This is a genomic window from Cellvibrio sp. UBA7671 (assembly GCA_002483145.1).
Lineage (GTDB): Bacteria > Pseudomonadota > Gammaproteobacteria > Pseudomonadales > Cellvibrionaceae > Cellvibrio > Cellvibrio fibrivorans.
Genome location: DLHJ01000003.1, coordinates 207,778 through 220,717 on the forward strand (window position 1 = coordinate 207,778; position 12,940 = coordinate 220,717).

12 protein-coding genes are annotated in these 12,940 nt (G+C 46.6%); 5 read left to right on the forward strand and 7 right to left on the reverse strand.

Features of this window, described 5'->3' with window-relative positions; all coding sequences use genetic code 11:
* Positions 1 to 20 precede the first annotated feature (20 nt).
* The gene (locus tag B4E62_RS03460; RefSeq protein WP_331351078.1) at positions 21 to 362 is read left to right on the forward strand and encodes a hypothetical protein; all 342 of its coding nucleotides are present in this window, start codon (positions 21 to 23) and stop codon (positions 360 to 362) included.
* Positions 363 to 398: 36 nt separating this feature from the next.
* On the opposite strand, the gene B4E62_RS03465 is transcribed toward B4E62_RS03460, so the two are convergent.
* The 5 genes from B4E62_RS03465 to B4E62_RS03485 all read right to left on the reverse strand — a co-directional run bounded on the left by B4E62_RS03465 (position 399) and on the right by B4E62_RS03485 (position 6,447).
* On the reverse strand, positions 399 to 2,051 hold the full coding sequence (locus B4E62_RS03465) for a phosphoethanolamine--lipid A transferase (protein ID WP_331351079.1): 1,653 nt from the start codon (positions 2,049 to 2,051) through the stop codon (positions 399 to 401).
* Between the two features lie 324 nt (positions 2,052 to 2,375).
* Positions 2,376 to 3,023: an OmpW/AlkL family protein gene (locus B4E62_RS03470; RefSeq protein WP_331351080.1), complete on the reverse strand. Its 648-nt coding sequence runs from the start codon at positions 3,021 to 3,023 to the stop codon at positions 2,376 to 2,378.
* Between the two features lie 194 nt (positions 3,024 to 3,217).
* The gene (locus B4E62_RS03475) at positions 3,218 to 5,020 is read right to left on the reverse strand and encodes a monovalent cation:proton antiporter-2 (CPA2) family protein (RefSeq protein ID WP_331351081.1); all 1,803 of its coding nucleotides are present in this window, start codon (positions 5,018 to 5,020) and stop codon (positions 3,218 to 3,220) included.
* A gap of 36 nt (positions 5,021 to 5,056) precedes the next feature.
* Positions 5,057 to 5,404, reverse strand: coding sequence for a GFA family protein (locus B4E62_RS03480; protein WP_331351082.1), 348 nt, complete (start codon positions 5,402 to 5,404; stop codon positions 5,057 to 5,059).
* A gap of 155 nt (positions 5,405 to 5,559) precedes the next feature.
* Positions 5,560 to 6,447: a hypothetical protein gene (locus B4E62_RS03485; protein ID WP_331351083.1), complete on the reverse strand. Its 888-nt coding sequence runs from the start codon at positions 6,445 to 6,447 to the stop codon at positions 5,560 to 5,562.
* A 334-nt stretch (positions 6,448 to 6,781) separates the two neighbouring features.
* Between B4E62_RS03485 and B4E62_RS03490 the strand changes: the two genes are divergently transcribed.
* Genes B4E62_RS03490 through B4E62_RS03505 form a run of 4 tightly spaced genes read left to right on the forward strand, consistent with a single transcriptional unit; the run spans position 6,782 to position 8,495 of the window.
* The gene (locus B4E62_RS03490) at positions 6,782 to 7,147 is read left to right on the forward strand and encodes a DUF1428 domain-containing protein (protein ID WP_310072661.1); all 366 of its coding nucleotides are present in this window, start codon (positions 6,782 to 6,784) and stop codon (positions 7,145 to 7,147) included.
* Positions 7,148 to 7,189: 42 nt separating this feature from the next.
* Positions 7,190 to 7,597 (forward strand): VOC family protein, encoded by a 408-nt coding sequence (locus B4E62_RS03495; RefSeq protein WP_310072663.1) that lies wholly within the window; start codon positions 7,190 to 7,192, stop codon positions 7,595 to 7,597.
* A 24-nt stretch (positions 7,598 to 7,621) separates the two neighbouring features.
* Positions 7,622 to 8,008 (forward strand): YciI family protein, encoded by a 387-nt coding sequence (locus tag B4E62_RS03500; RefSeq protein ID WP_310072665.1) that lies wholly within the window; start codon positions 7,622 to 7,624, stop codon positions 8,006 to 8,008.
* The gene (locus tag B4E62_RS03505) at positions 7,980 to 8,495 is read left to right on the forward strand and encodes a GyrI-like domain-containing protein (protein ID WP_331351084.1); all 516 of its coding nucleotides are present in this window, start codon (positions 7,980 to 7,982) and stop codon (positions 8,493 to 8,495) included. The genes B4E62_RS03500 and B4E62_RS03505 overlap by 29 nt, the downstream gene beginning before the upstream one ends.
* Positions 8,496 to 8,551: 56 nt before the next feature.
* Here the strand turns inward: B4E62_RS03505 and B4E62_RS03510 are convergent, their stop codons facing one another.
* Together B4E62_RS03510 and B4E62_RS03515 are read right to left on the reverse strand one after the other, a co-directional pair.
* Positions 8,552 to 10,738, reverse strand: a complete 2,187-nt coding sequence (locus B4E62_RS03510) for a hypothetical protein (protein WP_310072667.1) — start codon at positions 10,736 to 10,738, stop codon at positions 8,552 to 8,554.
* 186 nt (positions 10,739 to 10,924) lie between these two features.
* Positions 10,925 to 12,760 carry a L,D-transpeptidase family protein gene (locus tag B4E62_RS03515; protein ID WP_331351085.1) on the reverse strand — a complete coding sequence of 612 codons (1,836 nt, stop codon included), beginning with the start codon at positions 12,758 to 12,760 and terminating at the stop codon, positions 10,925 to 10,927.
* Positions 12,761 to 12,940 lie beyond the last annotated feature (180 nt).

The following is a 12,940-nucleotide window of genomic DNA, read 5'->3' on the forward strand; positions in this document are numbered from 1 at the left end:
CATTGCCGTGGGTGATCACTGTGTACAACTTCACTACACCGCTGCTTGAAGTAGCGCCCTATGCAACCTTTTGCATATTGCTGCTCATGGTTTTTTCCACCCTTTATTTACGCAGCCAGATCCTCAAGTACGCCGAAAAAAACCTGCCCCAATGTTTTACGGAATTCAAACTCTATGAAGAACAACAAGAAGATACAACAAGCCTGGCACTATACCGCTACATTATGTCCAACACCTTTCTACAGACCAATGACCCGGTTTTCATCGCCCTGTGCCAGCGCTACATTCGTTGGGGGCAACTATTTATTTTGTTTTTTGTCGCCGCGATAGCGGATATTGATTTTATCAATGCCTTTTTTTAATCGGCGGGACGAGTGAGAAATTTTTAATCACTCGCGCTAAAACAGCCTCTTACAGCGACTTATGATGTCCAAACTCGCATCGTACACATGGGTTTGCAGGTTTAACATTCCCAGCACAGTGTGGAACAAATTGTCGTGAGAATATGGGTTTACACTGAGATCGCGCATACAATCGCTATCAATATGATTAGCCGCTGAGTAGCCCGCTGACAGCCACATAAAAAAAGGAACTTGCTTCTGCTCTTTTGGCGCAATCGAATAGGGCATTCCGTGCAAATATAAATTATTTTCTCCCAGAGATTCCCCGTGGTCAGATAGATAAATGAATGAGGTATTGTAATAGTCACCCTTGCTTTTTAGCCATTCTATTGTTTTATTGAGAAAATAATCGGTATAACGAATGGTATTGTCGTAGGCATTGACCACTTCGGCCTTCGTACAATTTTGCAACTGATTGCTTTTGCAAACCGGCGCATAAAATTCGTTACCCTGAGGGTAGCGCTTAAAGTAATCAGGGCCATGGCTACCTTTTTGATGCAGCACGATAACCTTACTGCCAGCAGCAGAAGCGACCTGCTCATCTAACTGATGCAATAAAATTTCATCAAAGCATTCGCGCCCAGTGCACAATTCCGGAACCTGCAGATGTTGCATTTCTTCATAATTAACCCGGTTACAAGCACCCTTACAACTTGAATTATTGTCCCGCCACAAAACAGAAATACCTGCGTGGCTGATTACATCGAGCAAGCCTTCTTGTGAATTGGCTTTGGAATCGGAATAACTACTTCGCCCGAGATTGGAAAACATACAAGGCACCGACACAGCAGTTTCAGTACCGCAGGAAATCACTTTCGGAAAATTAATTATGTTTTGCTGGGCAATCAATGGCGTGGTATTACGCTCATAACCATTAATCCCAAAGTGGTCAGCGCGTGCAGTTTCACCCACCACTAAAATAAACAACGTTGGCTTTTCCTGCGCTTTTCCTGCGGCGCTGATAGCTGCATCATTTTCAATTGGTTTTACTTCGATGATGCGATCATTCGTCGTCGCATAAGATAGCCCTGCATAAATGAAATTAAGCGGGTTTGCCATTTGACGGATTTCTTTATGGTTGCGAAAAAAAGAGGCATAATCCATCGACATACTCAAAATCAACGTCAGGCAACTTAAAAATGCAACAGCGATAAATTTAGATTTTCGCAACAACTCGACACTGAAGTTTCCGTAGCGGAGATTAATTTTCAGCAACAGCATTGATGGCAATACACCTAAAGCGACCATATACAACAACAGGTTCATGTTGATCAGATCTCTGGTTTCCGAATAATCAGTCTCCAGCACACTCTGGATCATCAGACGGTGAATCACCACACCATAAGCATCCATAAAATAAGCAACGCTCGCTCCACCAATACACAATACAGACAAAATAGGTTTGGCCAAATAGGGCAAGGTAGCCAAAGCAATAAAAATTGCAGTCAGCAGCCAGAGCACAAGGCTCACATTGGCAATAAAAATCACGCCCCTGAAACTGGATAGATCAATCAGAGCAATTACATGCTCAAAAAATGTGGCGTTATAAAAAATCACAAAAAATAGTGCTGCCGCTAGTGAAAACTGTGCAGAATTAAAACACTGCTCTGATTCTTTACACTCGACGGGTGCGACAATACTTATTGACATATCAACTCTTTTTGCAGGTCCAACTATTGCATTGAACAAAAATAATCCTTCACCATTCGATCAGGATCGACCGCTGAAATGTAAACGGAAATAGACAATAGCCCGAACATGGGTATTAACCCATGAGCGACCAGAAATGATTTGAAATTCAGCATCACTACTACACCAAAGGACGAAAGGCGTGCGTACCGGTAGATAAGCTATCGGTACTCTTAATAGCGATTTTAGGGGAGGAAAATTAAGAAAAACTTAAGACTGGTGCGAATGTAAAAAAGATAAGCAGAGGCCAGCAAAGGGGGCTGGCCTTACCTATAAAACAAAAAATTAAAAGGAATAACCAACACCAAGCATATACACAAGCGGATCAATAGCCACATCGACATTTGCGGCATGGGCGCCATTGACAGAAATATGCGCGGTGGTTTCGATATCGATTTTCCACACAGCCGCATTCAAATACCAGTTATCCGCGATCTGGACATCTGCCCCCAATTGGAACGCGATGCCTGTTGAATCATCCAAAGAAATATCGGTTGTGCCATTCAGTGCTGAATCCAAAGTATCGCTGGTATTGCTGTCAAAAAAGGTAGTGTAATTCAGGCCGACACCAACGTAGGGCTGAAATGTTTTTCCTGAGAGTGGATAATACTGCAGCGATAGGGTTGGCGGTAAATGCTTGGTACTACCAATATCGACTCCTTTTAATGCACCAGTACCCACTATGTCGTGTTCGAAGGGCAACGCAGCCAAGACTTCAATACCGATATGCGGCGAATAAAACCATGTGCCAGAAAATCCCAGGCCGGTTGCATCATCTACATCCACACCGCCACCCAATACGCTGCCGCTCTCGGCATCAGGCGCAACCTGTGCAGCACCAACACGCAGAAAATATTCCCCTGCCTCATGTGCTTGAACAACACCCGCCACACAACTGCTCCCCAATAAAACTGCCAGTACTAATTGACGCATTTGCTCTTCCTCTGTTGTTTAACGACAGAGGTAGTGTTACCAATATGCACATGCTTTCGTTTGATATATATCAAATACAAAGGCAACCCAGAAATATAACCCAGGTTGAATGGCAAGTTTGATCTAAAGCAAATACGTACATAAATCGCACACTATATTGATCAATCAAGATTTTTTCTGAATTGTATTTTTCATTACAGCTGAACATCCTTGCTAAATAACTCTTTTAATTCCTTCCGGCTTTTTTTCACTAGTTCCGCTAATTCTTTCGGGTCTTTACTAATCGCGATTGCCTGGTGAAGCAAGCTTTGGTCGTGTTCACGGAAAATATCAATGGCGTTTTGCGATTGCCCTTCGGTGTAGCCCACCTCTGTTAATGTGCGCATAGCGGCGCTGAGACTGGATTCATAAATTTCGCGAATGGGATTTTCAACACCCAGCTCCGCCAATTGATAAGCATGAGCGCGGTCTCGCGCACGGACAATTAAAGTGATGTGTGGAAAATGTGCTTTCACCAACCGAACAACAGCTAATGATGCTTCAATATTCACCAGAGCCACCACTAGTACTTTAGCAGCCCGAATTCCGGCTGCCTCCAGTAATTCAATCCGTGTGGCATCACCGTAATAACTTTTAACGCCGTAATTTTTCAGAAATTCAATATGGTCGGGATTTTTATCCAGCGCATTAAACGGAATATTGCTGGCGGTGAGGATACGACCAATAATTTGGCCGAAGCGACCAAACCCGGCGATGATCACTTCAGCTTTGGAGGCGTCCGGTTGCTCCAATTCTTTCAATGCATTTTCTGCCTGCAGCGATTCATGCTGAGCATTCTCTTGCATGGTTCGCTTGCGACTAATCAACTCATACAGCATAACTAATGGGCTTGTTAGCGCCATAGATATTCCCACTACCAACACAACATAATTGCCAATTTCTTTGGGGATAAATGCCGATTGCTCAGCAGTCGCCATAACAACAAAGGCAAACTCACCACCTTGCGCAAGCATCACACCCATTAACAAACTGTCTTTCGATGGAAATTTGCGAATGCGCAGGATGAGCGCCACCACTAAAATTTTCACTAGCATTAATGTGAGGGCGAATACTAAGATCAATAAGGGTTCGGCAAATAACAAGCGCAGATTTAGTGACATGCCCACAGCAATAAAAAATAAACCGAGCAGCAATCCTTTGAAGGGTTCTATATCTGCCGCCAATTGATGACGAAAGCTGGATTGGGCCAGCAGCATCCCGGCAAGGAATGCACCCATACTCATAGAGAAGCCGACCATCTGCATTAAGTAGGCAACACTCAACACAATTAATAACCCGGCGGCGGTAAGAATTTCGCGGCTGCCGTATTTAGCTACAACCTGTAACAGCGGATTAAAAATTCTCGCGCCAGCTAATAATAAAAAAGCAACAGTGCACAAGCCCAACCACCAAGGTACTTGATGCTCTGCATCGCCCGAGGGCGCCCAGTTGGCGAGCAGCAATAGAATAGGAATGACAGCAAGGTCTTGTAATAGCAGAATTGAAAATCCCTTACGACCAATCGGCACCCCCATGATTTTATGTTCTTCCATCAAGGGCACTGCAAACGCGGTGGATGAAAGCGCGAGAGCGAGACCAATCATAAATCCCTGCTGCCAGGTCAAATCCAGGAACACCGCAATCAATCCCGTAATCGCGAGTGCCGTGAGTAGCATTTGTGCACTGCCTAATACCCCGACATCCAACCGCATCTTCCATAACTGGTGCGGATTTAATTCCAGGCCGATAACAAACAACAGCAACACCACGCCCAACTCGGAAAATTGAAAGGTAGCTTCCGGTTGATAAATCAATCCCAATTCGTGTGGACCGATAATCGCCCCCGCCACCAAATAGCCGAGAATCGCCCCCAAACCCAGGCGCCGAAACAAAGGCACTGCGATGGTAGCAGCGAGCAAATAATAAATAGCGTGCAGAAGAGATTGATGCTCGTCCATTAAACTGACTCGGAATAAATTAATGAAACGGTTGGATTAAAAATCCCGCCCATTAAAATGGGTGACTGGAATTTTCTCCAGATCAATATTTTCGATACAGCGGATATTCACCGCAACAGAGCGATTGCCCTGCGGATCTTTTCCTTCTGAATAGGGGCTAATGCCGCAGACCTGACAAAATTTGTGGTCGATAACATGTTTATTAAACAGGTAAGACCCCACATTCTCACCCAAACTTAGCAGAGTAAATTGATCGCCTGAAAAAAAAGACAACAGCGAACCTTTGCGCTGGCAAATTGAACAATTGCATGACAGAGCGCCGTCAATCTCCCCCTCCACTTCAAACTTAATATTGCCGCAATGACAGCTACCTTGATATTTCATAGCGATGCTCCTTACAGAGTTAATGAATGCTGTTTTGATATTTCAAAAATAACTACTAAAGAAAATAGTGACTCAAAAAAATTTATGGTGGGTGTTTTGTGGTAGTCAATAAAATCCCTGGCAAGATTACCCAGGGATTTTCAATAAATCAGAAATTAATAGCGACCGACACTAACCTCGTAGCTGCCAAGATTATCGCCAATCTCTGCTGGTGTAGTTTTATCGTTAACGGCAAAAAATAATTCGCCGGCACGATCTGCATTTAATACATAATTTTCACCCGCAACCAACCAGCGCCCATAAGGGCCAATTTTCACCAACAGTGCACCTAAATATGCGCCGGGAAGGAGACAAAGCTGCCCGCAGTGTTCAGTACCTCTAGGTGAAGAAAGTGGATAACCTACATTGCTGGGCCATACATTAATCCGCCCGGCCGATTTGATTATTACGCGCTGACCGGCAACCACTGAAATATTGGCTGATGTATTGAAACTTGTCCCTCTCACTACAAATCGCTTCGGTTCTGGCGCACCCGCAAGATCATAGAATTTACGCTGGCTTTTACTGAGATGATAAGAAGCCTTGGCAACGTAAATTGGCTCATTAAATTGCTGAATGGAAATTTTTAATTCATTGATACCTTCAACGAAAGGGGTGTAATCCGAGCTTTTGCACAGCAATACACGCTCGTTTACCGCTAGTGCCCAATGTTGCTCTATACATTCATGAAACCAAGCGCTCACATCATAGTTATTAACTGACGCGTATATTTTCAACGCTGATGGCCCACGTTGCGGTGCCAGCGCTGGTGACGGGTAAGGTAGCGGGTAAATAGGCTCAAAATCGGGTCGATTTACCGGCAGCTGAATGTTATAGGGAAGGTATACGGCGATATCAAACTTTTGCCCGACCAATACATCGGCAGTCTTTGGCTCTATCCTTAAAGTTGGGTCTATCCCGGGCTCATCCTGCGCCATCAGGTGACTGCCTACTGTTAATCCTGCAATAACACCAAATAAAGAAAATATTTTCTCAAAAGTCATACTTATATCCTATTAGTTATCCAAACAATGGTTTTTTGAGCAATTCGATAATCCAAACGCCGTCTCCTTGCCCCATTACTCTCTTTTATTAATACCGCCTTTTTAAAAGGCGGTATTAATCTAGAGAGATTCATTTTAGCGGTGAATCCTGCTGGCGCATAAAGTTTTTCCAGATTCTGACCAAATGCACTCGTAAGGGAAAAACCCAACAATCGTGCATGTTAAGCAGCAATATGCAGATATTTATAATTTTCTTCACGCGGCTGTCGATTTCCCCCGACGCCATTCGACTAATCAGTGAAACACCTCATTATTAACCTGAAGGAGAACTACTATGAGCCACTATGTTGATGGTTTTTTACTGCCCCTCGCATCCGAAAAGCTGGCGGAATACCAGCAAATGGCGAATAAAGCCGGTGCCGTTTGGAAAGAGCATGGTGCTATTGCCTATTGGGAATGCGTGGGTGATGACCTGGATATTCAGGACATGACCTCCTTTCGCACATCGGCGGGCTGCAAAGACAATGAAACCGTTGTTATTGCCTGGATTGTTTACCCCTCGCGTGAAGAACGCGACCGCATCAATGCACTGGTGATGGCAGACCCGCGCCTGGCCGACATGTGCGACAAAGATAATCCACCCTTTGATTTCAAGCGCATGGCCTACGGTGGATTTAAAAGCATCGTACGCTACGAATAAAAACGTAACTATTTTAAACCGACTAGCAGGAGCAACCAGACTATGCCAACGCAAGTATTTATCAACTTTCCGGTTAAAGATCTGGAAAAATCCAAAACTTTTTTTGGAAATCTCGGCTATACATTCAACCCGCAATTCACTGACGAACATGCCGCCTGCATGGTGATTAGCGATACCATTTATTCCATGTTGGTGACCGAACCCAAATTTAAAACCTTTACATCAAAAGAGCTTGCCAACGGCCACGCAACCAAGGAAGTAATTGTTTGCCTCTCTTGCGAAAGCCGCGAAAAAGTCGATGATACGATAAGCAAAGCGGTAGCCGGTGGCGGCAAAGCCTGGCCTGCCGAGCCGCTTGATTATGGGTTCATGTATTACCACGGTTTTGAAGATCTGGATGGTCACCACTGGGAGATCATGTATATGGACCCCAATCACGTACAGTCCTGATTTTTAATTGTTAATGGAGTTGCTATGAAATATCTGTGCATGGTTTTTTATGATGAAAATATTATTAACAATATGACATCGAGCGAATGGAAATCACTGAACAACGAATGCGTCGCTTGCGGTGAAGGCCTGCGCGCGAGTGGAAAAATGATTGGCGGCAACGCACTGCATCCAACCGCTACCGCCACCAGCCTGCGCATCCGCGATGGCAAAACCGTCATTACCGACGGCCCCTTTGCGGAAACTAAAGAACAGCTAGCAGGATTTTATTTGCTCGATGCGCGCGACTTGAATGAAGCACTGCAACTCGCCAGTAAAATCCCGCCGGCGCGTTTTGGCACCATTGAAATTCGACCCATCCGCGAACTGGACCCAGAAAAAGATGAACGATTCCAACAGCATTTTGCTTGATCCGAACGCGGTCTTATCTCCGCGTTTTGAAACTGCAGGTCCGTTATTAATTGCCGGTTTGCGTGAACAATTGGATGAGCATGCCGCACAAAAAATCCCGCAACTCTGGCAGCGGTTGGTTGCCTGCTGGGATGCAATTCCACAGCGTGTTGGTGTTACAGATTATGGTTTGTGTATTCATCTGCAAGGACATGAATACTATTACATGGCTGGTTGTGCGGTATGGGATTTCACCGGACTGCCAGACACATTTAGCCCGTTTATTATTCCCTCGCAAACCTATGCTGTATTCACCCATGAAGGTCACATCAACCACATCAGGGATACAATTGGCTTTGCATTTGACCAATGGCTACCAAACTCTGATTATCGCCAGGCAACTGCACCTGAAAATGCATTGCATTTTTTTGAGCGATACGGCGAAAAATTTGACCCGCAAATTGGCAAAGGAGATGTTGAAATATGGTTACCGGTTACACACCGTTGATGCGACCAAATAAAAAAGGAGCCTTGCGGCTCCTTGGTAGTTTTGTGTGCTTCGGCTTAGTCTTTGGTGCTTGGTGCAGATAGCGTATTGAGTGAGACAATGCGCGTTTTGCTGATTTTGTGGCGATAGATTTCACGTAAGTATTTAATCGCCTTCTTCACACTGTCGCGCGACAGGCGAATATCGTTGATAGAGCAGAATTTATCGGCGTCATTGATCAGTTCGCGATATTTTTTCTCGTACATGGGTTTGATCGCGTACCAGTTGGTATCGAGAATCTTGGCAGGGTTTTCATACTCATTGAGCATTTTATCCACTAACTTTTCATCGAACTCTTCGGCGCGGATAAAATCGAGCATAGCCGTGTCCAATTGCTCATCAAACCGGTACGGGTCTTTGGCAAAGCAGCGTTTAATAAAGGCCACAATCAGGGTGAGGAAATCATCACTCAAGCAAGGGCTTTTTACGATCAATGTGGTCAATGAAATATTGGCTGATGCACCGATCACCAAGGCGTAGCGTTTCAATGTGGTGTTGGGGAATAAGGCATTCAAATGGGATTTGAGTTTATTCAAATCCATGTAGGACAACTTGTAATCTTTTGGCAATGAGATAATTGACACAATTGACGAGCAATTTTTAAAGAAATGCAGGTCTTTCAACTCCTCAGCGTCATAGCCTTTCTGTAAATATTTTGCCAGCGAGTCGCGGTAACGGCCGGATTCGATGGGCAGCAAACTAATGCCCTCAATTGCCTGGGTTACTTTGTTAAAGTGCGGCAAATCAATTGAGCGGTAGAACAAATCATCAATATTTAATTCGCCAATTTTTTTGGTGTCTATACCGCGCAATTTATCCACGCCCTGCGGCATCATATTCGGAATGACAGACTCGGCATAAGCAACAGCTACGGGGCCCGCCAAACTCATAAATAAATCATTGGCGTCGAGGCGAATGGTTTCGCCGATATCAATTCCCGCGCGACGGAAATAGTTCTCGTCGTAATCAGTCGTTACCGCCTGGGCGGTGAGAATGTTGAAAATTTGCTGGGAAATATATTGGTTGGCGTATTTCTCCATAGCGTTGACATCAATGTGCTGAATGTTGCCATCATCAGTTGCTTCAGCGTAGCGCATGATGTCGTTGGAGATCAGCATCATCGCATTCCAGGGGCGGATGCGATGCATCACACTGGCTTCGCTGCTGTCTTCGTTGTCGAAGTTGTAAGAAAAATCCCATTCTTCCGATAAGTATTTACACAGCAAACGTCCCGCGTTGATATGCAGCGCTTCCGACATTTCTACGCCATGATCAGAAATATTGGGCAATATGCAAATACCACTGGTGAAGATGGGCTCGAACACAAATGAGTGGCCGCGATTTTCTGCGTTTTCGCTTTGCGCGCGCGCATCGAAAGTTTTGCTCATGTAGGCATACTGCTGAGCCAAGCCAAATTCACTCGCCATGCCTGAACCGGTGCCACCACCAGCGCTGAAAATATAAAAATACAGGCGCGATTGGTTAGCTTTAATACCGCAGGAATCAATTAAATAGGAGTGCACAAATTTCCAATCGGGATTGGAAAAGCGTTGGGTATCTTTATTGAGAATTATTTTGGCGAGATATTGGCCGAGGATCGGCGCATTACCGGAACCACCGGCATGGACTTCAGACAAGTCCATGATTTTCATTTTGGTGTAATCCTTGAGGAAACCGGAGCGCTCACCTTTGTGCGAAAAACGAATCCGGCCTTCGATGTCTTTATCCAAATCGCCGAGCATCACCAACGGCTCGATTAAAAACACCGGCTTAAGTTGGTGGCCACCTTTTAAATGCAAACTGCGCTTGATCCAGCGCATGGGTTTATCTTGTTCGCGGGTTTCTTTTTCTTCGCTATTAAATTCGTTGAGGTAAAAATTGCGCGCGTTGTACACCAGCGAGGCGACATCCAATGCGATATTGGAACCGCAGCGACCAAGGCCAATGAGGCACACCGAGGGAAATTGCGGCTGCTTGAAATTCTCTGCATCTTGAATGTTGGCAAGATGCGGGTAGACGCTGGAGCGCAGGGTATCCAGGTTGAACAGGATTTTGTTCAGGTCCCGCTCGGTGAAATACATATAGCCATTGCTGGGCGCTGGCGTGAGCAGGTTAATGACCTCTGCATCTGGAGGTGAATCCAGGGTAATCAAATCATCCTGTTCCAGTGTCTCAGTCGTGCGCGAGGTCTTTTTGGTGGCCATTTGGTGTTGATCCTTGGTGAGCTATTACGCGTGGGACTTTTCTTACAAGCCGGCTAGTCAAAAAACAATTCGGCTTATGGTCTAAATTCCTATTAACGCTAGTCGCGACTTGGCATAAATACAAATTTGCATGCCGCGATCACTCAATAAGTCACCAAAATCTACTCTTTTCGCTCACTTTTCAGGCTAACTACGCTTATTCAGGGCGGCGAGTACCTTGGCGTCGCGCGCATAGATATCCGGCTTGAAGGCAATTTGGGTTTCGCTGACGGCATCTACTGTCCAATAGGCGAGCAGTATGGGCACACGTTTGGCCAGTGTGACATTGCGGGTTTTACCGGTTGCCAGAGCCTTGTTGATCGCCGCTGAATCCCAAGAGGGCGTCTCAGCGAGCAGCAATTCAACCAGCTCCAATGCCCGCTCCACGCGGATGCAACCCGAACTAAACGCGCGCTGGCTTTTATTGAACAGTTTCTGGTGCGGCGTATCGTGCAAATAGACAGCGTAAGCATTGGGGAAGCGAATCACCGCTTTGCCGAGCGCCGCATCCTCGCCGGCGTCCTGGCGCAGCGTGATATTGCCCGGCTTGTACCAATCGATTGTGGCGGGATCGAGCTGCTTGCCGCTGCTGTCCAGCACGCGGATGTTATGCTCGCGCAGGTAGTTGATATCCTTGCGCACCTTGGGCAGTACATCTTTGCGCAAAATCGTGGGCGGTACCGTCCAGGTCGGGTTGAGGGTGATGTAATTCACTTCTGACTTGAAAATCGGGCTGGTGCGATAAGCCATACCCACTTGCACGCGCGAACGCCAGATCGGTTGGCTGGCTTTGAAGTAGGTGATTTTAAACCCAGCGACATCGACCAACAGCATTTCCGGCGGGATGTTGTGCAACAACCAGCGCGCACGGTCGAGGTTGACGCGAATCTGGTCAATACGCGATTGCACCGACACATTGAGCGCCGCGCGTGTGGCTGGGCCTATAGCGCCATCTACTTCCAAATATTGCTCGCGCTGGAATTTTTTTACCGCTTCCACCAGATATTCATCAAATACTTCATCGGGATTCATTGGCGCAGCGCTGGAGGATTGTGCCGAAGACTGACTGCTAAAAACCGCTTCCTCAGTAAACACTGAGTCTACAGAACTGGATTGCCCCGAGCTGCGCATAGTGGGCGATAGCTCGTCGGCAACAGAACTGGCGGCTCTGCTAGACGCAGCCAATGAGGCCGCTTTAGCGTTGGCGATTAAACAGATCTGGGCAGGCGATTGATTCACTCCAGCATCAGGCAATACCGGATCGATATACTCCCCCGTCACCCGCAGACGCTGGCGCAATATCGCAACCTGCGGATCAACAGCGCAGGGTTTGAGCGTCGCCCCAACGGGCAAAGACGGCCAACCACCCAAGAGCGCCAGTTGGCGATACTGCTGTAAACCCGCCTTTAAGCTGCGATAAATCGGATGCTGTGGCCGGGTTTGCTCGAACAGCTGGGCAATTTGCCCGGTCTCAATACTATCGGCTACGCGCGCGCCATCGGCTACCGGAGCCATATCCTGCAATTCAAAATTCCATTGCGGGTCGAGGCCGGCGGGATCGACCTTGCCGTTATAAAGATGATAGAGCGCACGCAGATAGGCATTGGTCGCGCGCAGCTCATCGGCAACGCGCAAAGGAATGGCCTCGGGGGAATTGTCGCCCAACAAAGGCAAAGCATGGCGCAGCTGCTCAACCTGGTAGTCATCGGGCGTAAGGCCGTCCGCCTCCACTGACTCCAGGGCACCGATCAACTGCTCAAGACGCCCCGCTTGATCCCAAATCGGGCGATATTGGCGCTGCTCGTAAAAGCCGATTACCGCCTGGGTCAAATGGCGGGAGTCGAGTGTCTGGCGTCCCTCTGCGACATCCAACTGCAAAGCCACCATCTGCACCTCAATTTCGCGGGCGATTAAGGTAGAGGAACTGAGCATTTTGCCCAATTCAGTGGTGGTTGGATTACTCCCCTCAGCTGAGGTGGTCATTGCACAACAGCCGATTAACAACAACGACAATCTTTTCAGCAGAACCGAACCTGGCCTCCACCAACAACACACCCAGAAACCAATTGCCAGCATAAACGAGCGCTCCTGCGCGCTTAATACAACGAGGGTTTATTCCCTAAAATTAGAACGAAAACGCAAAATATGGTCTACTTTTTGAAC

Bases quoted from the DNA above. Each gene is read 5' to 3' on its own strand.
- B4E62_RS03465 (WP_331351079.1), bottom strand. From the start codon at position 2,051: ATGTCAATAAGTATTGTCGCACCCGTCGAGTGTAAAGAATCAGAGCAG.
- B4E62_RS03470 (WP_331351080.1), bottom strand. From the start codon at position 3,023: ATGCGTCAATTAGTACTGGCAGTTTTATTGGGGAGCAGTTGTGTGGCG.
- B4E62_RS03475 (WP_331351081.1), bottom strand. From the start codon at position 5,020: ATGGACGAGCATCAATCTCTTCTGCACGCTATTTATTATTTGCTCGCT.
- B4E62_RS03480 (WP_331351082.1), bottom strand. From the start codon at position 5,404: ATGAAATATCAAGGTAGCTGTCATTGCGGCAATATTAAGTTTGAAGTG.
- B4E62_RS03485 (WP_331351083.1), bottom strand. From the start codon at position 6,447: ATGACTTTTGAGAAAATATTTTCTTTATTTGGTGTTATTGCAGGATTA.
- B4E62_RS03490 (WP_310072661.1), top strand. From the start codon at position 6,782: ATGAGCCACTATGTTGATGGTTTTTTACTGCCCCTCGCATCCGAAAAG.
- B4E62_RS03495 (WP_310072663.1), top strand. From the start codon at position 7,190: ATGCCAACGCAAGTATTTATCAACTTTCCGGTTAAAGATCTGGAAAAA.
- B4E62_RS03500 (WP_310072665.1), top strand. From the start codon at position 7,622: ATGAAATATCTGTGCATGGTTTTTTATGATGAAAATATTATTAACAAT.
- B4E62_RS03505 (WP_331351084.1), top strand. From the start codon at position 7,980: ATGAACGATTCCAACAGCATTTTGCTTGATCCGAACGCGGTCTTATCT.
- B4E62_RS03510 (WP_310072667.1), bottom strand. From the start codon at position 10,738: ATGGCCACCAAAAAGACCTCGCGCACGACTGAGACACTGGAACAGGAT.
- B4E62_RS03515 (WP_331351085.1), bottom strand. From the start codon at position 12,760: ATGACCACCTCAGCTGAGGGGAGTAATCCAACCACCACTGAATTGGGC.